The 26134-nt window shown below is 48.5% G+C and carries 19 protein-coding genes; 16 read left to right on the plus strand and 3 right to left on the minus strand.

Features of this window, described 5'->3' with window-relative positions:
* The first annotated feature begins 115 nt into the window (after positions 1–115).
* The 10 genes from V8Q34_RS00160 to V8Q34_RS00205 all read left to right on the plus strand — a co-directional run bounded on the left by V8Q34_RS00160 (position 116) and on the right by V8Q34_RS00205 (position 12892).
* Positions 116–1705 (plus strand): PucR family transcriptional regulator, encoded by a 1590-nt coding sequence (locus tag V8Q34_RS00160; RefSeq protein ID WP_335834495.1) that lies wholly within the window; start codon positions 116–118, stop codon positions 1703–1705.
* 151 nt (positions 1706–1856) lie between these two features.
* Positions 1857–2618 (plus strand): SDR family NAD(P)-dependent oxidoreductase, encoded by a 762-nt coding sequence (locus V8Q34_RS00165; protein ID WP_244806201.1) that lies wholly within the window; start codon positions 1857–1859, stop codon positions 2616–2618.
* Positions 2619–2657: 39 nt separating this feature from the next.
* Positions 2658–3845 carry an MFS transporter gene (locus tag V8Q34_RS00170; RefSeq protein ID WP_335834496.1) on the plus strand — a complete coding sequence of 396 codons (1188 nt, stop codon included), beginning with the start codon at positions 2658–2660 and terminating at the stop codon, positions 3843–3845.
* A gap of 12 nt (positions 3846–3857) precedes the next feature.
* Complete coding sequence (locus V8Q34_RS00175) at positions 3858–4370, plus strand: 4Fe-4S dicluster domain-containing protein (protein ID WP_227210001.1); 513 nt, start codon at positions 3858–3860, stop codon at positions 4368–4370.
* 13 nt (positions 4371–4383) lie between these two features.
* The gene (locus V8Q34_RS00180; protein WP_335834497.1) at positions 4384–6468 is read left to right on the plus strand and encodes an aldehyde ferredoxin oxidoreductase N-terminal domain-containing protein; all 2085 of its coding nucleotides are present in this window, start codon (positions 4384–4386) and stop codon (positions 6466–6468) included.
* A 642-nt stretch (positions 6469–7110) separates the two neighbouring features.
* Complete coding sequence (locus tag V8Q34_RS00185; RefSeq protein ID WP_033142761.1) at positions 7111–8793, plus strand: ABC transporter substrate-binding protein; 1683 nt, start codon at positions 7111–7113, stop codon at positions 8791–8793.
* 213 nt (positions 8794–9006) lie between these two features.
* On the plus strand, positions 9007–10023 hold the full coding sequence (locus V8Q34_RS00190; protein WP_033142762.1) for an ABC transporter permease: 1017 nt from the start codon (positions 9007–9009) through the stop codon (positions 10021–10023).
* 5 nt (positions 10024–10028) lie between these two features.
* Positions 10029–10919, plus strand: coding sequence for an ABC transporter permease (locus V8Q34_RS00195; RefSeq protein ID WP_033142763.1), 891 nt, complete (start codon positions 10029–10031; stop codon positions 10917–10919).
* Positions 10920–10932: 13 nt separating this feature from the next.
* Positions 10933–11907 (plus strand): ABC transporter ATP-binding protein, encoded by a 975-nt coding sequence (locus V8Q34_RS00200; RefSeq protein ID WP_033142764.1) that lies wholly within the window; start codon positions 10933–10935, stop codon positions 11905–11907.
* Between the two features lies 1 nt (position 11908).
* Positions 11909–12892 (plus strand): ABC transporter ATP-binding protein, encoded by a 984-nt coding sequence (locus V8Q34_RS00205; protein ID WP_054352864.1) that lies wholly within the window; start codon positions 11909–11911, stop codon positions 12890–12892.
* Positions 12893–12978: 86 nt separating this feature from the next.
* On the opposite strand, the gene V8Q34_RS00210 is transcribed toward V8Q34_RS00205, so the two are convergent.
* Positions 12979–13698 (minus strand): hypothetical protein, encoded by a 720-nt coding sequence (locus tag V8Q34_RS00210; RefSeq protein WP_033142766.1) that lies wholly within the window; start codon positions 13696–13698, stop codon positions 12979–12981.
* 75 nt (positions 13699–13773) lie between these two features.
* Positions 13774–14649: a class B sortase gene (gene srtB, locus V8Q34_RS00215; RefSeq protein ID WP_052099632.1), complete on the minus strand. Its 876-nt coding sequence runs from the start codon at positions 14647–14649 to the stop codon at positions 13774–13776.
* Between the two features lie 160 nt (positions 14650–14809).
* Between srtB and V8Q34_RS00220 the strand changes: the two genes are divergently transcribed.
* The 3 genes from V8Q34_RS00220 to V8Q34_RS00230 all read left to right on the plus strand — a co-directional run bounded on the left by V8Q34_RS00220 (position 14810) and on the right by V8Q34_RS00230 (position 21037).
* Positions 14810–16261, plus strand: coding sequence for an O-antigen ligase family protein (locus tag V8Q34_RS00220; protein WP_335834498.1), 1452 nt, complete (start codon positions 14810–14812; stop codon positions 16259–16261).
* A gap of 161 nt (positions 16262–16422) precedes the next feature.
* Positions 16423–20433: an efflux RND transporter permease subunit gene (locus V8Q34_RS00225; protein ID WP_335834499.1), complete on the plus strand. Its 4011-nt coding sequence runs from the start codon at positions 16423–16425 to the stop codon at positions 20431–20433.
* Positions 20414–21037 (plus strand): TetR/AcrR family transcriptional regulator, encoded by a 624-nt coding sequence (locus tag V8Q34_RS00230; RefSeq protein WP_335834500.1) that lies wholly within the window; start codon positions 20414–20416, stop codon positions 21035–21037. Before V8Q34_RS00225 ends, V8Q34_RS00230 begins: the two co-directional genes overlap by 20 nt.
* A gap of 54 nt (positions 21038–21091) precedes the next feature.
* On the opposite strand, the gene V8Q34_RS00235 is transcribed toward V8Q34_RS00230, so the two are convergent.
* Complete coding sequence (locus V8Q34_RS00235) at positions 21092–22318, minus strand: 6-phosphofructokinase (protein WP_335834501.1); 1227 nt, start codon at positions 22316–22318, stop codon at positions 21092–21094.
* 620 nt (positions 22319–22938) lie between these two features.
* Between V8Q34_RS00235 and V8Q34_RS00240 the strand changes: the two genes are divergently transcribed.
* From V8Q34_RS00240 to speB, 3 genes are read left to right on the plus strand one after another with little or no spacing between them, the layout of a single operon-like run.
* The gene (locus tag V8Q34_RS00240) at positions 22939–24399 is read left to right on the plus strand and encodes an aminotransferase class I/II-fold pyridoxal phosphate-dependent enzyme (RefSeq protein ID WP_033142770.1); all 1461 of its coding nucleotides are present in this window, start codon (positions 22939–22941) and stop codon (positions 24397–24399) included.
* On the plus strand, positions 24399–25250 hold the full coding sequence (speE, locus tag V8Q34_RS00245) for a polyamine aminopropyltransferase (RefSeq protein WP_118743534.1): 852 nt from the start codon (positions 24399–24401) through the stop codon (positions 25248–25250). Before V8Q34_RS00240 ends, speE begins: the two co-directional genes overlap by 1 nt.
* Positions 25240–26091 (plus strand): agmatinase, encoded by an 852-nt coding sequence (gene speB / locus V8Q34_RS00250; protein WP_118743530.1) that lies wholly within the window; start codon positions 25240–25242, stop codon positions 26089–26091. Before speE ends, speB begins: the two co-directional genes overlap by 11 nt.
* Positions 26092–26134: the final 43 nt, after the last annotated feature.

The following is a 26134-nucleotide window of genomic DNA, read 5'->3' on the forward strand; positions in this document are numbered from 1 at the left end:
GTGTGCGCAATTATATTGCGTGAAATATTTGAATATGATAAAATACCTCCAACTATATTTCAGATATATTTTTAGAGCTGTGATTTAGAAGTGCTGCTATCATGGGAGGCATAAAATGCAGGTGAATTTAGAAATGATATATACCAGGATGCAGGAAGAAGCCGTTGCTGCATTTTCTTTTTATTGTGGAAACCGTACAATTACCGGTGCAGGTATATTTCCGGAGGATAATGAGATCGCCCGGGAATCCGGACATCTCCTTGTTGGAACATTGGAAGAACTGCTGGAATTAGATGGAAGGGAAAAATTAGAAGGCATCAGCGTGATCGCTGTGGATACACAGCATATTTTCCAGCAGCAGTCCGGTCCTGCTTCCTATCGAAATGCCTGCAGCAAACTGGACAGAATGAGTGAATACCTTGACTATCTGATTGTACAGGGTGGAAATGTAAGAGAATGGATATCAAAGGCTAATCGGATTATAGAGCGCTATCAGGAACAGAATCAGAATTTGATGCTATCTGTTATCCGGGAAGCACCTTTGAGTGAAATACTGGGTATCTGCAGTGAAATCATGGATAATCCTGTGATTTTATACGATTCCGGAATGAATGTCATTGCGGTTGGTGGGAATTGTGAAAAGCTGATGGAAGATTCCGAATGGAAGGAAACTCTGGAAAAGGGATACCTGAGTGAACACTTTATTAAAAATTTTAAAGAGAGCGGCGGGCTGCGCTCTGCGGGGACTACGCACAGGACAGCATATATAAATCCCGGAAACGGAGGACTTCCAAGTATCTGCTGTAACCTGTATCATGAGGATGAAAAATTTGCAGTATTTGCAGTCGTTGAGACGGATATAAAACTTCTGCCTGTTCACAGTATTCTGCTTGAATATTTAAAGGAATTGATTTACCGGAGAGTATTCAGCGAAAACAGACAGCATAAGGAAAAATACAGTCAGTTGAAAAATATGCTGACGGGCAGGCTTCAGGGACAGAGCCTGGAACCGGGAGCGCTGAACTATTCCTTGAAACAGCAAAGATGGGGGAGAGAAGATGGCTTTTACCTCCTGAAAGTACAGATGTCAAAAGAGGATGTGGCAACAGATATGCAGCTTTATGTGATAAATCTGATTGAGAAAGTCCTGAAAGGATGCATACCACTGCAGCTTGGCAGTGATTTGTACTTTATATTTAATGAGAAAAAAACAGAAAATTTTGAAGAAAAGCTGGAATTGGTGAAAGAAAAACTGGTCAAATATAAATTGAATTCCAGTGTCAGTTACCGTTTCCCTGATATTATAAATATTTATGAACAGGCGTATTTGACAACAGCGGCCATCAGACTAGGGACCAGAATCGACCGTGAAAAATATTTTTATCCCTATAGCAAATACAGAATTATTCATATAATGGACATTCTCGCAGAAAAGATCGATTTAAAACTTCTGTGCAATCCGGAAATCCTGCATCTGCACGAGAATGATAAAGATGGTATCCTGATGCAGAGTTTTTATGTATATATGAAAGAAAACATGAGTTTATCAAAAGCGGCGGAAATCCTAAATATACATAAAAGCACATTGGGTTACCGTCTGTTGAAAGTGGAGAGAATGGTGACGTTAAATCTGAATGACTCGGATGTACGGCAGTCAATTTTATTATCCTGTGAAATCCTGCAATATCTGAATACCTATAAATAATTAATTTCAAAAGAGCTTCATCCGGTGAGGGTGGAGCTCTTTCGTGTTCGCAAGCGGAAAAATCCGCTGAATTTTCATGTTTTCAGATGGATTACTTTTTAACAGCAGATTGATAAAATGTGCGTATATAAAAAACAGGAGGTAATTCATTATGGGACGTATGGAAAACAAAATCGCAGTGGTTACAGGAGCTACATCAGGAATCGGGGAAGCAGTTGCGCTTATGTATGCAAAGGAAGGGGCAGATATTGTAGCTGTCGGCCGTAATGAGAAAAAAGGACAGGAGGTTGTTGATAAGATCACAGCAATGGGGCGTGAGGCCATTTTTGTAAGGTGTGACCTGAGGAAAAAGGAAGATATCTGTGCGCTGAAAAAGGCCGCCATGGATAAGTTTCAGAGGGTAGATGTGTTGTTCAATGCAGCAGGTGTCTTAGTACATAAACCCTTTTTGGAGCAGAACGATGAAGATTTTAATCTGATCATGGAAACGAATTACAGAGCCTATGTGTGGATGATGCAGGCATTTATTCCTGAAATGGAAAAGGCAGGGAAGGGGTCTGTCATCAATGTGGCCTCAATTTCTTCCATATGGCCGGAACTGAATTCCTATTTTTACGGGGCAATGAAAGCAGCAGTGACAAATATTTCCAGAAATGTGGCAAAAGAGTATGCCAGAAAAGGTATCCGCATAAACTGCATTCTTCCGGGTCCGATCAACACAAATATGACGCCGGCTGATGTGAAAAACAACAAAGAGGTACAGCAGGAGATGATCAACACCGTATGTATGCTGGGACGTTTGGGAGTACCGGACGATATCGCGTACGCAGCCGTATATCTGGGGTCAGATGAGTCCTCCTTCGTGACTGCCACAGAGATGGTAGTGGACGGAGGTGTATGCATCAGCAACTAGTTTCAGGCATAAATCAAGAGCTTGGGAAAGGGAGAAAAAATGAGGAAGAAAAAAGGCTCCTATGGAAAAATCGTGGTTATTATTTTGTTTACAGCTTTAGTCCTGGGAAATTATTTCCAGTACCAGCTTTCACCTCTGGGACCGGTGCTTATGGAGGATATGGGACTTTCCTCCAGCCAATTTTCCAGTGTGTTTTCATCCCCGATGATTCCCGCAATTTTTCTGGGAATCATAGCAGGGATGCTTTCTGATAAATATGGTGTGAAGCGGGTAGCCGCCATAGGCCTGGCTGTGACCGCTTTGGGACTGTGTCTCAGGCCTTTTGCTGCAGGATATGCTTCCATGATGGGCACTATGATCTTGGGAGGTATCGGGGTTACATTTTTAAATGTCAATATGTCAAAAATCATCGGCGGCTGGTATCCTCCGGAAAAGGTGGGATCTATGGTGGGAATCGCCATGGTGGGCAGTACCCTGGGAATGACAGTGGGCACAGCCACTACGGCCATGATGCCTTCCTATACTTTTGCGTTTGCAGTTTCGGGAATTGCTGCTGTTGTGGTTTTTGTATTATGGATACTGTTTATGAAAGACGGTGAGAGCGGACAAAAGTATCAGGAGTCACCCCTGGAAAGTCTGAAAGTAGTATTAAAAAGCAGGAATATCTGGCTGGTGGGACTTTGTCTAATGTGTGTGCTGGGATGTAACGTAGCTGTCAGCGCGTTTCTTCCCACAGCACTCCAAAGCAGGGGAATCAGTGCAGGAACATCCGGTATTATGGCGTCTGTCCTGACTGTGGGCAGTTTACTGGGAAGCCTTTTGGGACCTGCAGTCTGCGGCAGGATGCCGTCCATGAAAGGATTCCTCATTGGGCTGGGCGTGATTGCCGGAGTGTGTGCCGCTTTCGGTTGGATGGGGGCGCCGCCTCTTATTGTGGTATCTTTACTTTTGGCAGGCTTTTGTATTGGAACTTTGATACCGTTATACATGTCCTTTCCCATGCTGCTTCCGGAAATCGGGCCGCAATATGCAGGAAGTGCCGGCGGCGCGATCACAACCCTGGAGCTTTTAGGAGCGGTAATTATTCCTACATATATCATCACACCCATTGCGGGAGAAAATTTTTCCCTGATGTTCCTGCTTGCTGGTGGATGTATGATTCTGATGAGCATACTGGTGATTTTCCTGCCTGAACTTCAGAAAAATAAAAGTTCGGTCAATTCTTAAAAGAGAGAGAGGATGAAGATGAAAGAAAATCGTTTGGCGGAGCCATATGGGGAGCATGTTGTCCAATATTCTCCCGAATATTCTTTATGTGCCGGCTGTACATCCTGCGAAATCATATGCAGTCTGGTCCATGACGGTCTGGTAAGTCCTAGTTACAGCCGTATATCCCTGATCCGCGGAGGCACCAGGAATATGGTGTGCCATATTGCATCCTGTCAGCACTGTACAGACCATCCCTGCTATGATGCCTGTCCAAAAAAAGATGAGGCTATGTGCTTAGATGATAAGGGTATAGCCTATATAAGGGAGGAAAATTGTATTGGATGCGGAAAATGTATAAAAGCATGTCGTTTTGATCCTCCCAGGATTCATATGGCAAAGAACAGCAGCCGTAAGAAATGGAAGGCGAAAAAGTGTGACTTATGCCGTACCAGGCCGGAGGGACCTGCCTGTGTTCAGTATTGTCCGGTACGCTGCCTTGGTGTGAGTAAAGATACAGGCAGTGAAATCAGAAATCCAAAATAGGAGGAGAAGGAAAATGCCGAATTATACAGCAGATGATATCTTAAATAATCCTCTGAATATACACAGACTGGGAGGCTATGTGGGGAAAATCCTGCGCATCAACCTGACGGAGCAGAAGACGGAGATTATATCTACCTACGAATATGTTCCAAAGTATTTAGGGGGAAGAGCACTGTGTAATAAGATATTCTGGGATGAGGTGAAGCCGGGAACAAAAGCTTTTGACCCGGAAAATAAGCTGATCTACATGACAGGGGCAACTACAGGAACCGGTATCCCTACAGGGGGAAGGACAGAGATGACAGGGATAGCGGCCAACAACTATCCGGAACAATATTCTTTCAGCGGTATCGGGGGATGGTTTGGAGCTGAATTGAAATTCGCGGGATATGACGGATTTATCCTTGAGGGCAAGGCTCAGGAGCCGGTGTATATTGCCATAGATGACGATAAAGTGGAATTTCTTTCCGCAAGAAACCTGTGGGGGAAAAAAGTCCATGATTCCCAGAAATGGCTGGAGACAACCCACGGCAAAGAATTTAAGAGTATGGTGATAGGTCCTGCCGGTGAGAATCTGGTCCGCAACGCCTCCATTACCACAAGCAATGATAATGTCATGGCTAAAAGCGGTTTCGGTGCTGTGTGGGGATCCAAGAATCTGAAGGCTGTAACCTGTCATGGAACAGGGGTAGTAGCTGTTGCCAATGTGGAAAAGATACTAAAACTGCGGATGCGTATGGGCAGTCCCTATATGCGTCCGTCACCGGTACTTCAAAAGGAGTCACAGGGACTGCCGGGTAATGAAGCGCCGGGAAAGTGGGTGAGAGGAAATGTTGCCTGTTCCCATGGATGTAACCAGCACTGTAACTGTCTGATGATGAACACGGATTCATTTTTCAGCGATGAAAAGATCAACCATATTGAAAAGTGTGTGAGTATTTTTGCCTATGGTTTTGAGACAGATGTGCCGAATACACCGGGAGCCAACTGGATGACAAAGGAAAATCATGTACTGCCCTGCAAGCTGCTGAGCCAGGAATTTCCGGAACCAGACCCTACAGATCCCTATTTTAAGGAAATCAATGAACCTATACTGCCGGATATACTGGGGTTCTGGAAACCCGATTTTGAAAAAGGAAATATGATAAATGAGTTGTGCAATGAATATGGAGTGGATAAATGGGATGTGATTGTATGGCTGCTTCCCTGGCTGTCTATGGGGAGCAGGGAAGGTGTCTTTGATGAGATTGATTTTGGAATGCCCATTGATGTGGAATCCAGGGAGTTTGTGGCATATCTAATGGATATGATCGTATACAGAAAGGGTTACTACGGAAATCTTTTGGCAGAGGGAATGGCCCGGGCGATCCGCAGGCTTGGCAAGGAGAAGTTTGGGGATACCATCTATCACGGCAGACGATCACAGATGCTCCCCGGCAATCCCCGGGTGGATCTGCCTATCAGTATGGAGACAGCATGGGGGCATAGTTTTCACTGGCAGGGCCGGGGATTTGAGGCCAGTATCACCAAAGAAACCTGGCTGGCAACCACCATTGAGCTGATGACATCCTCCAGGGATATGCAGACCATAGAGCATCATCATGATAAATATGAGAATCTGCTGGAAATCCGAAAAGACCCATACCACAGCCAGGCTCTTGTGGACAGCATCATCATGAATGAAAATAAGGGGGAGATCAAGGATGGAGTTACCTGCTGTGACTGGCAGAGTCCGGACTTGTGGTGGAACTCCATGGAAGCTGAGATGTATGAAGCGGCAACGGGATATCCCATGACAGAGGAAGAACTGAGGGATTCTGCAGTGCGTTCAAAGCTGCTGTTCCGTGCAATCCTGATTCGTAATTTTGGCCGTGACCGGGAAATGGAAGTAAATGCCGTATGGCCGGGAATCTGTATACCGGACTCCTGGGGGGAAACAGCAGACTGGGATGATTTCAACCATTTAGTAGACATGTATTACGATACCAGAGGATGGGATAGGAAGACTGCATGGCCATACAGAGATATCTGGGAGAAATATGGGCTGAAATACATTGCAGACGAGATGGAGATACTGGGAAAACTTCCGGTAAGGTAATTAACCTGCCATGAGTATTCCCTATAAAGAGAGAATCCGTGTAATGTTTGACGGGTTCTCTTTTGCATATTCTGATTATCACTTGCAGGATACCCTTATAATATCCCGGCAACTATATAGAGAAATACCTCACATGTCTTTTAATGAGAGACATTTCCCGCCAAAACATCTAAAATTACAGCGGTTTATACAAAAATGTCTTCCATAAAAAGACAAATGTACACTCGCACATCATGCATATAAAAATCTATACAGAAAAATTTGCAGGAAAAACAAAGCCAACTTGCAAATGATGAATATAAATATACATTCATCCTGAATAAAATATCATTTCTATACTTATATACAAATCAAAGCCAGATAAAACCGGTCTGCATAACCATAACAGCCCAGACCGGTCTGCGTATTTACTGCGTTCACCGCACGAAAAGGCAGTGCCGGCAGGCATCCGGCCCACGTCTAAGTGACTGTAACGGTTACGCATAATCATACAATAAATGCAGGATAAGAAATTAAAACTTGTAATTTTTCTCTATCTATAGTAAAATGGTTAGCACAGAGTTCTTTGTGTTTACCACGTCAAAGTGATGTCAAAATGACAGGACACAGGGAGCGCTGCGTGAATCAAAGGAGGGATTTTCTATGAAGAGAAAAGTAATTGCGGCTTTGCTCTGCACATCTATGGCAATCACCCTGATGGCAGGATGCGGAAGCAACAAGAAGACTGGCGCAGACAATGCCAGTGACACAACAAAAACAGAAACTGCCGGTGATGAAGGAAATGCGGATGCGGATGCAGAGACGGAAACCGGAACAACCGAGAAAAAAGCAAGCGGCGAGATGCTGACAAAATTTGCTGATGTTCCGGAAGATGTGGACAAGGAGCAGACACTGAGATATGCGCAGGGCGCCGACCCACGTGGTCTTGACCCGGCTATGATCGATGACGGTGAGTCCTCCAAACCAATCTGCCAGATGTATGAAGGCCTTCTGAAATACGGCGACAGCGATACAGAGGTAGAGCCCTGCCTGGCTGAGTCATGGGAGATCAGTGAGGACGGCCTTACCTATACCTTCAAGTTAAGAGAAGGCGTAAAATTCCACGACGGAACAGATTTCAACGCGGAAGCAGTAAAATATAATGTTGACAGACAGACAGTCAATAAAACAGAGGACATGCTCTACGCTGACTTCGTATACGGTGATGTTGCAGAGTGCAACGTAGTGGATGAATATACCGTAGAGTTCAAACTCACCAAAAAATCCACACCGTTCTTAAACAACCTGGCTATGTCTCTGGGTGCACCGATGGTTAGCCCAACCGCATGTGACGCGGCAAACGGAAACTTAAATGAAGCTCCGTGCGGAACAGGCCCTTACAAATTCGTAAGATGGGATAAGAACGAAGCAGTTGTTATGGAAAGAAACGAAGACTACTGGGGTGACAAGGGAGTTGCAAAAGAGATCATCTTCTCAACCATTCCCGATAACTCCGCACGTGTAGTTGCCCTGACAAACGGGGAAGTAGATATCATCGACGGTATCGACGCTACTGTAGTTGACCAGATCACATCTGCAGGCTGTCTGTTATACCAGGCAGAAGGTATGAATATCAACTATATGGCATATAACACACAGAAAGTGACAGACCCTGATGTGAGAAAAGCATTATCTGAGGCAGTAAATATTCCGGAACTGGTTGATAGCCTTTACAAGGGATACGCTTCCCAGGCTACCAGCATTCTTCCTACCTTTATGCCGGGCTACAGCGCAGATGTAAAACAGACAGCGTACAACCCGGATGACGCTAAGAAGATACTGGAAGAAAAGGGCATCACGGAACTGAAGATGATGGCTTATACAAACCCGAGACCTTACAATACTGCAACAGGCCAGACATTGGCAGAGGCTCTGCAGGGATACTTTGACAAGGTAGGCGTAAAAGTTTCCATTGATTCCTATGACTGGACAACATACAAAGAGAAGCTGGGCGCAGGCGATTATGACATGTGCCTGTACGGCTGGATCGGTGACAATGGTGACCCGGATAACTTTATGTATCTGTTAGCTCATGAGGACCCGGAGATGAACGTTGCCCTGTACCGCAATGAGGAGTACAATACCATGCTTTCCGAAGCAGCCTCCATGGAAAACGGTGACGACAGAAATGCAGCATATGCCAAGATGGAACAGAAGATCGCAGACGAGAATATCTGGCTGCCGATTTCCCATCAGCAGAACCTGTCAGGCTATGTATCTAATGTACAGAACTTCATCGCACATCCGACAGGAAATGTTTTCTTGAGCAAGACATATAAGAACTAATCAGGTAAAACGGGATTGCATAAGGGCAGAGAAATCTGCCCTTATATGCGGTCTAAAAGCTTGTTTTACCGGGGAACAGTTCATCTCTGAAAGGGCTCTGCAGGATAAACCCCTTGAGAAATGAATTGTTCCGGAGGAATTCAGCAAAACAGCGGCGGGCGGAGACAAATTACCGAGCGCAGATTGAAACAAAAGAAAAAGAGAGGTCAAGACATGTTTAAGTACATAATTAAACGGCTTTTACAGCTCATACCCGTTCTCTTCGGTGTATCCCTGATTGTGTTCTTTCTTATGCGTGTATGCGCACCGGACCCGGCGCCTATCGTTCTGGGTCAGCACGCAACCAGGGAGAGCATGGAGGAATGGCGTGAAGCCAATGGGCTGAATGAACCTGTGGTCACACAGTATGTTGATTTTATCAAAGGAGCAGTCACCGGTGATCTGGGAACTTCCTATTATACAAAAGCACCTGTGACAAAAGAGATTGCCAGCCGTTTTCCGGCAACAGTGGAGCTGGCTATTATAGCGATCATCCTGGCAGCTATTTTCGGTATTATTATCGGCGTGGTGTCTTCTGTGAAGAAGAACTCCATATTTGATAACGGAGGTATGCTGCTGTCCCTGGTCGGTGTATCGGTGCCTATTTTCTGGCTCGGAATCATGCTGATCATCCTGTTTTCCGGCATCCTTCACTGGCTGCCTTCCAGTGGACGTATTGACCCGTCTCTGCGCCCGGACACAGTGACAGGTTTTATGATCATTGACAGTATCATCCAGGGAGATACGGTAGCTTTGAAGGACGCTGTCGTACATATGGTACTTCCGGCAGTGACCCTGAGTCTGTATTCCATGGCCATCATTGCCCGTATGACACGTTCCAGTATGCTGGAGACCCTGAACCAGGATTATATCCGTACAGCCAGGGCAAAAGGTATCAGCGAAGGCAAGGTGACAAGAAAACATGCGCTGAGAAATGCAATGCTTCCCGTCACCACCGTTATCGGTCTGCAGCTCGGCTCTCTTTTAGGAGGTGCTGTGCTGACAGAATCTGTGTACGCATGGCCGGGTATCGGCAACTACACAGTACAGTGTATTATGAAATCGGATTTCCCGGTGGTGCAGGGCGTGGTTCTGCTCATTGCAGTGATATTCGTGCTGATGAATCTTATTGTGGATGTGATCTATGCGTTTCTGGATCCGCGTATTAAGTTTGAGAAGAAGGAGGTGTAACCGTCATGCGGAAAAAACAACAGGTACAGACAACAGGGGAGGCACTGGAAAAACCGGAATCCCAAATCCGCGTGATGTGGGACACCCTGAAAAAGAACAAAGCAGCAGTGGCAGGCCTTGTAGTGATTCTGTTTTTCCTATTTTTAGCTGTTATGGGAGACTGGCTGGCTCCCTATGACCCGGAATACTCTGATATGGGGCACACATTTGTGGCACCCTGCAGGGATTACTATTTCGGAACAGACCAGCTTGGACGTGATATCTTTTCACGTGTGCTTTCGGGTACGAAGATTTCTCTTTTTGTAGGTGTGGCTGCTGTGGCTTATTCCCTGCTGATCGGGACCGTGCTTGGCTCAGTGGCAGGCTATTTCGGAGGGAAGGTGGACTCCTTTATCATGAGATGTATGGACATCATGCTCTCAATCCCATCCATTCTTCTGGCCATCACCTTGATGGCAGCCCTTGGCAAAGGACTTGACAAGGCCATCATTGCCATCGGTACGGTATCCATTCCGGAGTACGCGCGTATTGTGCGAAGCTCCATTTTGTCTGTCAAGGAAAATGATTATGTGGCGGCTGCCAAGGTTGTGGGAAACTCTGACAGGAGGATCATTTTCCACCACATCCTTCCTAACGTGGTCAGCTCCATTGTGGTAAGGGCAACCCTGGGTATCTCCACTGCCATTCTGGATACGGCAGCTCTTGGATTTTTAGGTATGGGCGTGCAGCCTCCCATGGCAGAGTGGGGAGATATGCTGGGGCGTGCGAGAACTTATATATTCTCCGCTCCCTACACACTGATTTTCCCGGGTCTTGCCATTACCCTGGCAGTGCTGGCATTCAACCTGTTTGGTGACGGCCTGCGGGACGCGCTGGACCCGAAAGAACGAGTATAAGGAGGACCGTATCATGTTGTTGGAAGTAAAAGATCTGGAGACAGAATTTAAAGTAAAAAGAGGTACGGTCAAGGCGGTAAACGGTGTCAGCTTTGAAGTGGACAAGGGAGAGATCCTAGCAGTTGTGGGAGAGTCCGGTTCCGGAAAAAGTGTTACCTCCCTCTCCGTTATGGGCCTGATCCGTGATCCGGGCCGTGTGGCAGGGGGAGAGATCCTGTTTAACGGTGAGAACCTGTTAAAGAAGAGCACAAAGGAGATGCAGGCTGTCCGCGGGGACAAGATCTCCATGATCTTCCAGGAGCCAATGACCTCCTTAAACCCGGTGTACAGAGTCAAAGACCAGATCATGGAGACGATTCTGACCCACACCACCATGAACAAAAAGGAGGCTCTTAAAAGAGCCATTGAAATGCTGGATCTGGTAGGGATTCCTGCGCCGGAACAGCGCGTGAACGACTATCCCCATCAGATGTCAGGAGGTATGCGCCAGCGTGTCATGATCGCCATGGCACTGGCCTGTGACCCGGAGCTGCTGATCGCGGATGAGCCTACAACAGCCCTTGACGTGACCATCCAGGCACAGATTCTGGATCTGATCAACCGGCTGAGGGAAAAGCTGGGTATGGCAGTGCTGCTGATCACCCATGATCTGGGTGTTGTGGCTGAGACTGCAGACAAAGTAGTGGTTATGTACTGCGGCCGTGTAGTGGAGCAGGCAACCGTGGAGCAGCTTTTCACGAAACCTCTGCACCCCTATACACAGGGGCTTCTGGATTCCATCCCGAAAATGGATGAGGACAGAGAGCGGCTTTATATGATCAAAGGTATCGTACCGGACCCCATCCATCTGCCAAAGGGATGTTCCTTTGCAGACCGCTGTGACAAATGCATGGAAAAGTGTAGAGAGCATATGCCGAAGCTGTCCGTCACAGAGGATGGAAGAAAAGTAAGATGCTTCCTGGTAAGCGACGAAGTGGAGGGTGAGTAAGATGAGTGAAGAGAAGAAAGAAGTCCTTTTGGAGGTAAAACACCTGAAAAAGTATTTCGATGTGGAGACAAATTTCTTCGGAAAACCCACCGCTGTTTTAAAAGCTGTGGACGATGTATCATTTAAAATATATAAAGGCGAGGCCCTGGGCCTGGTAGGAGAGTCCGGCTGCGGCAAATCCACCATCGGCAAAATGCTGGTGGATTTGTACAAACCAACCGCTGGTGAGATCCTGTACGACGGAAAGGATATCTCCAAGCTCTCCACAAAGGAGAGGCGGAAATACTGTAAGGATATTCAGCTCATTTTCCAGGACCCCTATGCATCCTTAAATCCCCGTATGACAGTGGGGGATATTATCGGAGAGCCGATCCGCATCAACAAACTGATGCCGGATGACCAGGTGGAGGACAGGGTTACATATCTCATGAACTGTGTAGGCCTTGCAAACCACCAGAGAAACCGTTATCCCCATGAGTTCTCAGGCGGACAGAGGCAGAGGGTGGGCATTGCCCGTGCGCTGGCTGTACAGCCCAAGCTGATCGTCTGTGATGAGCCGGTATCCGCGCTGGACGTATCCATTCAGGCACAGGTACTGAACCTGCTGGATGACTTAAAGGAGGAGTTCGGCCTTACCTATCTGTTCATCGCCCACGGACTGAATGTGGTGAAACACATCAGCGACCGGGTTGGCGTTATGTACCTGGGCAAGCTGATGGAGGTGGCAGATAAGCGTGAGATCTATGATAACCCGCTGAACCCTTACACACAGGCACTGCTGTCAGCCATCCCCTCCACGGATATTACAAAGAAAAAAGAGAGGATCATCCTGACAGGAGATGTTCCCACACCCATAAATCCTCCGGCAGGCTGCCGCTTCTGTTCCCGCTGCTTTAAGAAGACAGAAGGGTGCGATACGGTGATCCCGGAATTAAAGGATAATGGAAACGGACATATGGTCGCCTGTCATCTCTATGACAAATAATAAAATCCTTCCTATAAATACAGAGACAGCCCCGGCGGATTCGCTGCCGGGGCTGTCTCTGTATTTTATAAGAAGGATTTTGTCAATCAGGCTTTTTTACCCTTTTTGGAAACTGCGGTCATTACGCCAAGTGCTGCTGCAGAGAGGAGCATGATCATGGTGTAGTCCTCGTTTCCTGTCTTCGGGGATTTTTTGGCAGCAGTGGTTGTCTTCTTTGTTTTGGCTGCTGTTGTTTTGGCCGGAGTTTTTTCTGCTTTTGCAACCTGTACCACAATACCGATTGGAGAAAGGCTTGTGAAGGTGGCTGTCACGGTTCCGTTGCCCACACTGTCCGGCTTAATATATTCAATTTCTCCGGTCAAGTTTCCGTCCGCATCTGTGAGATAATGAACCACGGTCACGGTATCACCTGGTTTTACACCGTCAACTTTAAAGGTCAGAGTAACTTTGCCGCTGTATTCTTCGCCGGCTGCAGTTGCAACGCCTACTTCATATAAGCCGACCAGCTTTCCGGGAGCTTTGCTTGTGTCGATCTGTTTCGATAACTCTTTTACCACATCTTCATCCACTTTGTTGTAATCCAGGGCGATGGTGACAAGAGAAGTGCCGTTTTCCCCCACAGCAGATACTTTGTCAGTTGCAGCCTTTTTGAGGAACTCTTCTTCCTCCGGTGTCAGGCCGTCATCATCAGGGTCTTCTTTTGATACATCCCCTCCGCTGGCAACAGGCGCGGCGTAAGCGGTCATGGCGGTTGCCATGGTCAGCACTGCTGCAGTCACTACAGCCAATAACTTTTTCATCTTCATCTTTTTAAATCTCCTTTCAAAGTAGAAATATTATATAAAGCCGTGCTGCTTTATATTCCCCCTGACGGCTGTGTCTCAGTAATCCTCGCTGGAAGTGAGCACTGCCTGTACAATAAAACGCCTGTCATTTTGTCCTCCGTTTTCGCATGTAGACAGGGTAATGATCTTATCCGCAGAAGTTACCTGTACATCTTTTCGCAGATGCTGTTTCGGCATGGTACCGCTCTTTATATTGTCCAGATAGGACTGGAATAAAGCGGTATCCCCGTTCATGCTGGGTTCCCCCAGAATATGGCTGTCATCAATCTGTCCGCAGTTAAAGACAGTATATGTAAGCAGTTTATAATCTTTTGTATAGATAAGAATCGTGGGATGCGTATCAAAATAAGCCTGATCTTCATACTGATGGAGAGAGCCGAACATGGACTGATCTCGCTGGTTATGTCCATAGAGAATGGTGTTGGAATCACTCATATCCAGGCTGTTGATGCTCTCAATGAAAATGGCGCCGGGCTGTACCTGATTACCTGCCGGGTCGTGGTTGAGATAGTAGGTATCGTCTGACGGATGGCATAGGAGCGGATAGTCTATGACGGTATCGGGAATGGTGATCCAGGCAAAGATATCTTCATTCTGTTCTCTCAGCCCTTCAAAATCAATGGGGAAGGATTTCCTTTTCTTTTCTTTTTCAAGAGCTGCCTGCCTTGCGGCTTCCTCCTCCGCAGCTTTTTTAGCCCGCTGTGCTTCTTCCTCTTCCTGCCGTTTCATTTCCTCTTCTGCTTTTTTATCCTCTTCCTCCTGCTGCTTTCGTGCCAGTTCCTGCAGCCGTTCATATTCCTTCTGCGCTTTTGCGTCCTGAACCTTTGTGTTCACAAAAGCACAGGTGCTGATCACAAATATAGCTGCGATCACCAGAAATAAAATACGGAACCATTTGCTGTTTCTGTTCATGCTTTCTGTGCCCCCATATATTTGTTGGTATTGCACTTATAAATATCATTATACCATGATATGAAAATAAGTAAAGGAAGAAATGGTTAAAATGACGAATAATCTTTCTTGTTTTCACTTTTTTTGATATAATATATCTAAATGTTGTGGGAGGAAGACTATGAGCGAACTGTGCGAAAAAGGAAGAAAGGTTTACATCTGTCTGGTGGCGGGCGTGTTTCCGCTGTTCTTTACAGATTATTATTATAATATACAGAAGTCAAAAAGCTGTTTTTTTATTGCGGTTACCATTGCCGCGGCCGTTTTTTGGTGTGTGACAGCGTTTATGGGGCAAAGAGGAAACCGGAAGGCGGAGACGGCGGATATCTGCTTCTTGTCTCTGGGGGCAGCGGTGCTGGTATCCTCGGTCCTGTCCCCTTACGGGATGGCATCCTTTACGGGAAGCGGAGGGAGATGGGCGGGAGCCCTGCTGTATGTGTGTATGTGCCTGTGTTATCTGCTGGTATCAAGGAACTGCTGCGACCTATCCTTCTTTTCCCTTATATTCTATACCATCGGGGCAGTGACCGCAGCGGTAGGGATTCTGCACTTTGCGGGCGTGGATTTCTGGGGGTTTCTGGAACACGTTCCTGAGGGGCTTACAGGAGCCTATCTTTCCACCATTGGGTACAACAACATTTTTTCCGGGTTCTGCGCACTGCTGGCGGTTTCCGCTATGGCGGGATTCTGCCTGGGCGGGGAGCGGGAGGTTCTGGCTGTCTGTTTTATAGGATTTCTGGGATTGTTCGCAGGAAACAGTGACGGGGGCTTTCTGGGAGTTTTCGCCGGATTCCTTTTCCTGCCCGCAGCCTTTTACAAAAGTAAGATATATCTGTACAGGATCACACAGACAGGGGCTGCCTTTTCTGCGGCCTGCTTTGCAGCCTGGCTTCTGGGGAAAAAGGCAGTCTGCAGTTATACGGCACTGCCCGGATACCTGGCATCCTGGCAGACAGCGGCAGCGGGACTGGTGTTATCTGCCTGTCTGTACGCGGCAGTGAGATGGGGCCTGAAAGAGGATTGGTGGAAACAGGCGGCAGCCGGAGTGCACCGTTATTATATGCTTTGCCTGGGCGGGGTGGCGGCGATAGGGGTACTTGCTTTCGGGCTGGTGAACGCAGGAGTGCTGCAGGGACCGGGTTTTCTTCGGGTCACGGACTTTTGGGGCAGTAACCGGGGATATATCTGGAAACGGACCTGGGAGCTTTTTTTGGAGGCGCCGCCTGTGCGGAAGCTGTTCGGATATGGACCTGATACACTGAAACTTCTCATGATGCAGACAAGCAGCGGGGAGATGGTAGAAAAGACGGGACAGATTTACGACAGTGCCCACAATGATCTCCTGCATCTGCTCCTTACCACCGGAATCTTCGGGGCAGCCGCCTGGGCGGGGTGTTTTGCCGGTGTATGCCGCGCGGTGTGGAAAAACAGAAGAGAGGAGATATATCCCTGGCTGATTCCCTTTCTCTGTATGTTTCTTCAGGGGTTCATCGGAATCCTTCAGCCGGTGATCACACCTTTTTATTTTCTGCTGGCAGGCCTCTGCGTGGGCCTGTCCCGGAAAGATGTCTGAATATTCAGGCTGCCGGGCATGCCGTGAACCGTAATATATTTGGAAGTTTATGCAACTTTAATAAATAGATTTGTTGACACACCTACTGGAAAGACATATAATTTTTACATTAGACTGACCGGTCAGTCGGTCGGCCGATCAAAAATACAGGAGGACTTCAAATGTTATCGCGTTTTAGTGTGAAAAAGCCCTATACCGTCATTGTGGCGGTGGTGCTGGTGATTCTTTTGGGCGTGGTGTCTGTGACGAAGATGAACACGGATCTGCTGCCCAGCATGAATCTGCCCTATGCAATTGTAATGACCACCTATGTGGGAGCCAGCCCCGAATCGGTGGAGGAGACTGTTACAAAGCCTATTGAACAGAGTATGGCAACAGTCAGCAATATCAAGAATGTAAGCTCTGTTTCCAGGGAAAATGTATCCATGGTGATCCTGGAGTTTGAGGAGACCACCAATATGGATTCCGTGTCACTGGAGATGCGGGAGAATCTGGATCAGATCAAAGGGTACTGGGATGACTCGGTGAGTAATCCTATTATTATGAAGCTGAACCCGGATATGCTTCCGGTCCTGGTGGCGGCCGTGGATGTGGATGGCCTTACGGCTGCGGAGCTTACCGATTACATAGAAGATAATGTACAGCCCAATATCGAGAGCATAGATGGGGTTGCCAGGGTTTCCCAAAGCGGCGGCGTCACCGAGAGTGTTGAGGTGCGGATCAACCAGGAGAAGTTGGATGCCATGAACCGTAAGGTTCAGGATGCCATAAACGGCAAGTTCGCCGAGGAGGAGCAGAAGCTCAATGATGCCCAGGCAGAGCTGGATTCCGGAAAAAGTGAGCTGGAAAGCGGTCAGAGTGAACTGGAAAACGGCCAGAATGAAGCGGCCTCCCAGATTGGGGAGGGAAGCGGACAGCTCTCCCAGGCCCAGAGTGAGCTGACAAAAAGTGCGGCTGAGGTGGATATGCAGCTTCAGAACCTGGAGAGCAAACAGACGGAGCTTGACAGTCAGTCCAAGCTGCTGCAGGCCACAGAGGAAGGCCTGAACCTGACTGTGGAAAAGCTGACAGAGGCAAAGAATAAACTCCTGGAGGCCCAGGAGGGGAGCCAGAAGCTGGAGGAAGGGATCGCGGCGATTCAGGGGCAGATAGAAGAGCTGGAAGAACAGCTGAGTGCCCTGACACCTGAAAAACCTGACAGTATGACAGATGAGGAATGGCAGCAGGCCATTGCCCAGCTCACAGCAGCCAAAGAGGAGATGGAGAACAAAAAGGCGGAGATGGAGCAGCAGCTTGCCGCTCTGAATGAGCAGCTTTCCAAGCTTGACCCTGTTGAGGTAGTGGATAAAGGGCTGGATGCCGCTAACAAAGGACTGCAGGAAATCGCAGGGGCAAAAGCCCAGCTTGCAGAGGGCCAGGCCCAGTTAAGCGCAGGGATTCAAAAGCTGCAGGAGGCAAAGGCCCAGATCGAGGCAGGACAGTCCCAGATGAGCGCAGCCCAGGTCCAGCTTGAGACCCAGAAGATCATGGCCTCCATTCAGCTCAGTTCCGCTTCTTCCAAGATTGCCATGGGAACGGCCCAGTTGGAGGCAGCCCAGTCCCAGCTTGACTCAGGCAGGGAACAGTTAGATGAGGCGAAGGAACAGGCGCAGGACAAAGCGGATTTAAATACGATCCTGACATCTGATATGGTTAAGGGTATCCTCACGGCAGAGAACTTTGCCATGCCTGCAGGCTATGTGACGGAGGACAACAAGGAGTATCTGGTCAGAGTAGGAGATAAGGTGCAGGATGTGGACAGTCTGGGGGATCTGGTCCTTCTGGATCTGAAGCTGGACGGACTTGCATCCATCCGTCTGTCTGATGTGGCTGATATCAGCGTTACCGATAACTCCGCAGACGTGTATGCCAAGATCAACGGCAACCCCGGCGTGATGCTCTCCATAGAGAAGCAGACCGGATATTCCACGGGGGATGTGGCAGATAAGATTCTGGAGCGTATGGATGAACTGGAAAAGGAAAACAACGGTCTGCATTTTACAACGCTGATGAATCAGGGTATTTATATTGATATGGTTGTTAATTCCGTTCTGCAGAATATGCTGTACGGCGGTATTCTGGCAATCCTGGTGCTGTTTTTATTCCTGCGGGATATTAAGCCTACTTTTGTCATTGCCTGCTCCATCCCCATCAGTGTGGTGGCAGCTCTGGTGCTCATGTATTTCTCAGGAGTTACGCTTAATATTATTTCCCTCTCAGGACTTGCCCTTGGTGTCGGCATGCTGGTGGATAACTCCATTGTTGTTATAGAGAATATATACCGCATGCGAAGCCTGGGAATACCTGCCAGAAAAGCTGCTGTGGAGGGCGCGAAGCAGGTGGCGGGAGCCATCGTCTCCTCCACTTTGACAACGGTGTGCGTATTTGCGCCCATTGTATTTACAGAGGGAATTACCCGTCAGCTCTTTGTGGATATGGGTCTGACCATCTTCTATTCCCTGGTGGCCAGCCTTGTCGTGGCGCTGACACTGGTGCCCATGATGTCCGCCGGACTTTTAAAGCGGGCGGAGGCAAAGCCGTCAAAGTTTTTGGATAAGGTACAGAACTTTTACGGTCGTATGATCCATAAGACACTGACGCACAAAGCCTGGGTGCTTTTGGGAGCCCTGGTTTTGTTTCTGGGAAGCATGTACCTGTCCGTGCGCAAGGGTACAGAATTTTTCCCGTCCATGGAGAGCACACAGGCAAGCATGACTGTGACCACGGATAAGGGAACGCCGCTGAAGGAGACTGCGGCGAAAGCAGATGAGGTCATTGAAAAAATTTCCGATATAGATGATATTGAGACCATCGGAGCCATGGCCGGAGGTTCCGCCATGTCTATGGGCGGAAGTTCCACCAATGAAGTTACCATGTACCTGGTGCTGAAGGAAGATAAGAAGCTGGACAACGGACAGCTTGAGAAAGAAATACTGAAAAGAACCAAGGATGTAGAGGGCTGTGAGGTGGTGGTTTCCACTTCCAATATGGATATGAGCGCCCTCGGCGGCAGCGGCATACAGATAGAGATCAAGGGAAAAGACCTGGAACAGCTCCAGGAGATTGCCACAGACCTGGCCGGCAAGATTGAAAAAGTGGAGGGCACCCAGAATGTCAGTGACGGCATGGAGGAGACAGACGCCCAGTACAAGGTGGTTGTGGATAAATCAAAAGCCATGCGGCACGGCCTGACTGTGGCGCAGGTGTTCCAGGAGATAAATAAGAAGATCGCTGAGGCCACAAGTGCCACCACTATCTCCACAGCAACCAAGGATTACGACGTATATGTCAGAAGCGAGAAGGATGAATCCCTCACAAGGGAACAGATTGCGGACATAACCATCCAGACTACCAATGCGGAAGGGGAGACAGAAGAGATAAAAGTGGGGGATATCGCCGACTTTGAGGATTCCGTAAGCCCCCAGGCGATCAACAGGGACGGACAGTCACGCTATATGTCCGTGACAGCGGAGATCGCGTCCGGTTATAACATCGGGCTTGTAAGCCAAGATGTACAGAAGATCCTTGACAAATACACCATACCGGAGGGGTACACAGTTGAAATGAAAGGTGAGGACGAGAGCATCAATGAGGCCATGGGGCAGCTCCTTCAGATGCTGGCGCTGGCGCTTGTGTTCATGTACCTGATCATGGTGGCACAGTTCCAGTCCCTGCTCTCCCCGTTCATTATCATGTTCACCATTCCACTGGCATTTACAGGCGGTTTCCTGGGCCTTCTTGTCAGCAACAAGCCGGTCAGCATTGTGGCAATGGTTGGATTTGTCATGCTGTCGGGCATCATTGTAAACAATGGTATCGTGCTTGTGGATTACATCAATCAGCTCCGCAAGGACGGCATGGAAAAGAGGGCAGCGATCGAGGAAGCCGGCCGTGCCCGTCTGCGCCCCATTGTAATGACAGCGCTCACCACCATCCTCGGCCTTGTCACTATGGCTATGGGCATGGGTATGGGTGCGGATATGGTGCAGCCCATGGCAATCGTCACGATCGGAGGTTTGATCTACGGTACACTGCTGACCCTGTTTGTGGTGCCGTGTATCTATGATATACTGAACCGCCGTCATTATAAAAAGGATGAGGAGAGATTAGTGGATGAAGGAGAAGCTCAGTGAGAAGGAACTGGCTCTTTTTCAGGCGGTCATTGACCTGATAGAGGAAGATGCGGACATTCACTCCATTAAAGTATCTGATATTACCAACCGGGCCGGGATCGGAAAAGGCACGGCGTATGAATACTTTTCCAGTAAGGAGGAGATGGTGGCAAAAGCCATCATCTGGTCCGGGGAGAAAATGTTTCAGAAAATTATGGAGATACTCCGAACGACCGGAAGCCTGAAGGGACAGATTATGGCAGTGCTGGATTTCATCGAGACAGAGATGAGTGAGAGCAGATGCAGCACACAGCTTATGCGTCTGCAGGGGCAAGAGTGCAGAATGAAGGAGAATCTGTACAGGGAATTTACAAAATTCGGCGGCCCCCAGTGCCAGGTGGAGAATGTGCTCCGCATTCTCATGGAACAGGGAAAGCAGGAAGGGACCATCCCTGTAAAGATGCCGGAAACATTTGTGACCATGGTATTGATGGCCGGATTTATGAGTTATTTTGTATACCTGCTTCAGGGACTGGAGACAGAGGAGGTTCCGAGAGAGCAGACGAAAGAATTTTTACAGAGAAATATTCTGCTGGCTTTCAGCAGCAGCGAAGAACAGAAATAAGAGAGAGGGGATTCGGCGGTAAGCGGGATTCCCTCTCTCTTGGTATGAAAGATTTTATTTTCTATATACAAATGCGGGCAGGCCGTCTGTACCTGTGGGTACCTCAACCGTTCCCTGAATGAGGGGAAGGGCATAAATGATGAAATCATCGCTTACGTCTGAACCATCCCCAGTGATCCATGCAAGGGGAACGGTTTTTTCCTTGTTGCAGATTTCATTTACATCCTCAAGTCCCAAGGTGATAGCGTAAGGCAGGTTGCATGTCCTTTTGTATGCCACCATTTTCCCTGTATATCCTTTGAGTGCAGCGCGGACGCCGAATTCACCGGCCATGACGGCCTCTTTTTGGTCTGCCTGGGACATCATGGAGGAGGAACAGCGCTGGCTTACATTCAGCTCTACGGAGCGAGCCTTGACACCCAGGCGGTTTCTCACCAGGTTCTCCAGGTATTTGCCGCATCCGGCCAGCATTTTATGGCCAAAGGTGTCGGTGCCTACATGGTTGTCGTATTCACAGATAAAGGTTCCCTTGTCATCATGGATGCCCTCAGAAACGCATACAATGACATTGGGCGTCTTTTCAAAGCATTCTTTCACTTTTTTGAGGAAGGCTTCCTGGTCAAAGGCTGTCTCCGGCAGGTAGATGAGCAGTGGATTGTCCCCTTTATATTTTCTTGCCAGGGCGGAAGCGGCTGTGAGCCAGCCGGCGTGGCGTCCCATGATCTCTATGATGGTCACTGATTTTTTCTCATAAACATTGGCGTCAATGACGATTTCCCGCACAGTGGAGGCCACATATCTGGCAGCGCTTCCAAACCCGGGGGTGTGGTCTGTGAGGACCAGGTCGTTGTCCACAGTCTTCGGCTCTCCGATAAAACGGATCTCGCTGCCTGCGGAGGCGGCATAGCGGGAGAGCTTGCTCACAGTATCCATGGAGTCATTGCCTCCGATGTAGAAGACATAGCCTATCTGCAGCTCCTCAAACTTGGCAAACAGCTCAGGATAGACCGGGTCGGACAAATCTTCCGGCAGTTTATAACGGCAGGATCCCAGGTAAGCACCGGGGGTGGTTTTCAGCCCTTCCAGTATGCCGCCGGGAAGTGCGTCCTCAAAGTCCAGGATATGGCCCTCCAAAAACCCCTCAATTCCGTTTACCATTCCATAGACACGTCCGATAAATTCTTTCTGGCGAAGTCCCTCCGATACCACACCGTACAGGCTGCTGTTAATGGCAGCAGTAGGGCCGCCGGACTGGCCGACGATCATATTTTTCATTTCCATAATTCTGTATTCTCTGTATAACTGCAGTATTTGTCACTGTCCAGCAGGTCTGAACAGTCATCAATATTCCGGCAATTATACCCTCCTTTCCTTACGAATCAGAAATTTTGCTACAAATATATCATACCACAGATATCCGGGGGTGAAAACAGAAATTTGCAGGCGTTGTCTAAATTTTTTCTTGCTATTTTGATAAAGCTATGGTAAAGTATGGCATGTATGGAAGACAGATAAAGGTGAAGATTTCCATGCAAATATTTCCGGCAATTTAATTGCCTTATTGATTGAGTTAGAAGCTCAAATTTTATAAGTTGGTTACTTTATAACTAGTGCGTATACAAAACGTCAAACTTGTGAAACGGTCAATAAGAGTATTAAAAGTATAAATATTTGCTATATAGACTCTAAACCATATCTGTTTTTGTGAAAAAGAATAACAGCCATGTTCACCCGGGTAGGGGCTTATTTGAGACCCGGTGCAGACGGGGGGACGGTGGAGTTCTATAATAATGATGAACAGAAGCAAGCAAAGGACAATGTATACGGTCCTGCTTGCTTTTTTTGTGTATATACATACAGCACACCCGTGTGCAGGCAGGAATCGGAAAAGGAGGTCGAACATGTCAGAATTAAAGCAGGAACGGGCGCCTATCTATGAGGCGCTGGAACGTTTCAGAAAAATGCGGGTCGTGCCCTTTGATGTTCCGGGACATAAGCACGGAAAAGGAAACCCGGAACTTGTGGAGCTTCTGGGAGAAAAATGTGTGGGGATCGATGTTAATTCCATGAAGCCTCTTGATAATCTCTGCCATCCTGTCTCTGTGATCCGTGAGGCGGAGGAGCTGGCGGCGGAGGCTTTCGGCGCGGCCCACGCGTTTCTCATGGTGGGAGGTACCACATCCTCTGTGCAGAGCATGGTTCTGTCCTGCTGCAAGCGGGGAGATAAGATCATCATGCCCAGAAATGTACACAGAAGCGCCATCAATGCCCTGGTCCTCTGCGGCGCGCAGCCGATATACGTGAATCCCGATGTGGACTGCAGGCTGGGAATCTCTCTGGGGATGCGCCTGGAGCAGGTGGAGGCGGCGATTCGGAACAATCCGGATGCAGTGGCAGTGTTTGTAAATAACCCCACGTATTACGGTGTCTGTTCCGACCTGCGTTCCATCGTAAAGCTGGCACATGAGCACGGTATGCTTGTGCTGGCAGATGAAGCCCACGGGACACACTTTTACTTCGGGGAGGGGCTTCCCGTGTCCGCCATGGCTGCCGGGGCTGATATTGCAGCAGTGAGTATGCACAAGTCAGGGGGGAGCCTGACGCAGAGCTCTTTTCTTTTGACAGGGCCGGGAGTCAGTGTGGGGCATGTACGGCAGATCATCAATCTGACCCAGACCACAAGCGGCTCCTACCTGCTGCTCTCAAGCCTGGACATTTCCAGGAGAAATCTGGCTCTTCGCGGGCGCCGGGAGTTTGAAAAGGTTATTGGTCTGGCGGAATACGCCCGGGAGGAGATCAACAATATCGGCGGCTATTATGCTTTTTCCGAGGAACTGGTAAACGGAAACAGTATCTTTGCCTTTGACCGCACCAAGCTCTCTGTGCATACGCTGGAGATTGGGCTGGCCGGGATTGAGGTCTATGACATTCTGCGGGATGAATATGACATCCAGATCGAGTTTGGCGACATCGGCAATATTCTGGCTTACCTGTCTATCGGGGACCGCAGACAGGAGGTGGAACGTTTGGTGAGCGCTCTTGCAGAGGTAAAGCGGCGGTATAAAAAGGACCGCGCAGGCATGCTGACCCAGGAGTATATAGACCCCAAAGTAGTGGCAACACCCCAGGAGGCCTTCTATGCGCCGAAAGAATCCCTGCCTTTGGAAGAGACGGCCGGAAGGATATGCAGTGAGTTTGTCATGTGTTACCCGCCGGGAATCCCGATCCTGGCCCCCGGGGAAGAGATCACAGAGGATATTTTAGACTATATCGTCTATGCAAAGGAAAAAGGTTGTTCCATGACAGGGCCTGAGGATGCGGGCATCCGGCGTCTCAATGTGCTAAAAGGAGGGGCTGTATGATGGAAATGTGGTTTTCGGATGTACATACACCCAATGTAAAATTATCCATCCGGGTGGATGAACAGCTCTTTTCCGCCAACAGTGAGCTTCAGCGTCTGGACGTGTTAAGCTCCAGGGAATTCGGGAAGATACTGGTAGTGGATGGGGATCTGGCTCTGACGGAAAAGGATGAATTCATATACCATGAAATGATAAGCCATGTACCCATGGCGGTCCATCCCGATGTGAAGCAGATCCTTGTCATCGGCGGCGGTGACGGCGGCGTTGTCCGGGAGCTGGTCAAATATGAGGATGTAGAGCAGATTGACGTGGTGGAGGCAGACCCGCTTCTGGTGGAAGTCTGCAGAAGGTATTTTCCGCAGATGGCCTGCAGCTTAAATGACAGGAGAGTGAATATCTATCATGAGGACGGACTGAAATTCATCCGCAGCCGTTCAGATGCCTATGATCTGATCATTATTGACTCCCCCAATCCTTTCGGGGCGGCAGAGGGGCTGTTCACAAAAGAGTTTTACGGGAACTGTTTTAACGCGCTTCATGAGGATGGGATCATGATCAACCAGCATGAGAGCCCCTTTTACGATGAGGAGGCTTTCTGGTGTCTCAGAATGCACAAGCGGATCGTGGAGTCCTTTCCGGTGAGCAGGGTTTACCAGGCCCATATTCCCTCCTACCCATCGGGACACTGGCTGTTTGGTTTTGCTTCAAAGAAATATCATCCGGTGGACGACCTGGATGGGGTCAGATGGAAGCTTCTGGGGATACACACCAGATATTATCTGCCCAGGCTTCATGCGGGAGTCTTTGCCCTGCCGGCTTATGTGGAGGAGATGCTGAAAGATGTTGAGTAAAAATATTGTGAATTTTATCGGATGCGGCGGGGAATATGAGGAGTCGCGTATTGTCATATTCGGAGCGCCTTTTGACTCCACCACATCCTTCAGGCCGGGAACCCGGTTTGGAAGCCAGGCCATCCGGAATGAATCCTATGGCCTTGAGACATACAGTCCTTATCAGAAAAAAGACCTGACAGATTTCAAAATATTTGACAGCGGGGATCTGGAGCTTCCCATCGGGGATACCGCCCGGGTGCTTTACCAGATTGAGGACCGGGCAGGGGAGATTTTGAGAGACGGCAAGCTGCCCTTTATGATCGGCGGGGAACATTTGGTGACCCTGGGAAGTGTGCGGGCAGCAGCAAAGAAGTATCCTGACCTCTGTATCGTGCATTTTGACGCTCATGCGGATCTGCGGCAGGATTATTTGGGGGTAGAGCTCTCCCATGCCTGTGTGCTGAGGCGCTGCTGGGAATTGGTGGGGGATGACCGCATTTTTCAGTTCGGCATTCGTTCCGGTGACCGGGAAGAATTTCTGTGGGCAGAAAAAGGGCATGTAAACATGCATCCCTTTGATCTGAAGGGAATCTCCCAGGCAGTTGACAGAATTTCGGGAAAGCCGGTGTATTTTACGCTGGACCTGGATGTGCTGGACCCCTCCGTATTTCCGGGAACGGGTACTCCGGAGGCAGGAGGCGTAACCTTTTTGGAACTTCTGCAGGCAGTGCTTTTGGTGTGCGGAAAATGCCGGGTTATAGCATGTGACGTGAATGAGCTGTGTCCGCCTTTTGACCAGAGCGGTGTATCCACAGCTACGGCAGGAAAAATCGTGAGAGAGATGCTGCTTGCTCTGTAAATGCGCAGACATGATTGAACAGCTATCTCACGTTTACAAAAAA

The organism is Blautia sp. JLR.GB0024 (assembly GCF_037000545.1).
GTDB lineage: Bacteria > Bacillota > Clostridia > Lachnospirales > Lachnospiraceae > Blautia > Blautia celeris.

Excerpts from the sequence above, each read along its gene's own strand:
- V8Q34_RS00160 (WP_335834495.1), top strand. The coding sequence starts at position 116 with ATGCAGGTGAATTTAGAAATGATATATACCAGGATGCAGGAAGAAGCC.
- V8Q34_RS00165 (WP_244806201.1), top strand. The coding sequence starts at position 1,857 with ATGGGACGTATGGAAAACAAAATCGCAGTGGTTACAGGAGCTACATCA.
- V8Q34_RS00170 (WP_335834496.1), top strand. The coding sequence starts at position 2,658 with ATGAGGAAGAAAAAAGGCTCCTATGGAAAAATCGTGGTTATTATTTTG.
- V8Q34_RS00175 (WP_227210001.1), top strand. The coding sequence starts at position 3,858 with ATGAAGATGAAAGAAAATCGTTTGGCGGAGCCATATGGGGAGCATGTT.
- V8Q34_RS00180 (WP_335834497.1), top strand. The coding sequence starts at position 4,384 with ATGCCGAATTATACAGCAGATGATATCTTAAATAATCCTCTGAATATA.
- V8Q34_RS00185 (WP_033142761.1), top strand. The coding sequence starts at position 7,111 with ATGAAGAGAAAAGTAATTGCGGCTTTGCTCTGCACATCTATGGCAATC.
- V8Q34_RS00190 (WP_033142762.1), top strand. The coding sequence starts at position 9,007 with ATGTTTAAGTACATAATTAAACGGCTTTTACAGCTCATACCCGTTCTC.
- V8Q34_RS00195 (WP_033142763.1), top strand. The coding sequence starts at position 10,029 with ATGCGGAAAAAACAACAGGTACAGACAACAGGGGAGGCACTGGAAAAA.
- V8Q34_RS00200 (WP_033142764.1), top strand. The coding sequence starts at position 10,933 with ATGTTGTTGGAAGTAAAAGATCTGGAGACAGAATTTAAAGTAAAAAGA.
- V8Q34_RS00205 (WP_054352864.1), top strand. The coding sequence starts at position 11,909 with ATGAGTGAAGAGAAGAAAGAAGTCCTTTTGGAGGTAAAACACCTGAAA.
- V8Q34_RS00210 (WP_033142766.1), bottom strand. The coding sequence starts at position 13,698 with ATGAAGATGAAAAAGTTATTGGCTGTAGTGACTGCAGCAGTGCTGACC.
- srtB (WP_052099632.1), bottom strand. The coding sequence starts at position 14,649 with ATGAACAGAAACAGCAAATGGTTCCGTATTTTATTTCTGGTGATCGCA.
- V8Q34_RS00220 (WP_335834498.1), top strand. The coding sequence starts at position 14,810 with ATGAGCGAACTGTGCGAAAAAGGAAGAAAGGTTTACATCTGTCTGGTG.
- V8Q34_RS00225 (WP_335834499.1), top strand. The coding sequence starts at position 16,423 with ATGTTATCGCGTTTTAGTGTGAAAAAGCCCTATACCGTCATTGTGGCG.
- V8Q34_RS00230 (WP_335834500.1), top strand. The coding sequence starts at position 20,414 with ATGAAGGAGAAGCTCAGTGAGAAGGAACTGGCTCTTTTTCAGGCGGTC.
- V8Q34_RS00235 (WP_335834501.1), bottom strand. The coding sequence starts at position 22,318 with ATGGAAATGAAAAATATGATCGTCGGCCAGTCCGGCGGCCCTACTGCT.
- V8Q34_RS00240 (WP_033142770.1), top strand. The coding sequence starts at position 22,939 with ATGTCAGAATTAAAGCAGGAACGGGCGCCTATCTATGAGGCGCTGGAA.
- speE (WP_118743534.1), top strand. The coding sequence starts at position 24,399 with ATGGAAATGTGGTTTTCGGATGTACATACACCCAATGTAAAATTATCC.
- speB (WP_118743530.1), top strand. The coding sequence starts at position 25,240 with ATGTTGAGTAAAAATATTGTGAATTTTATCGGATGCGGCGGGGAATAT.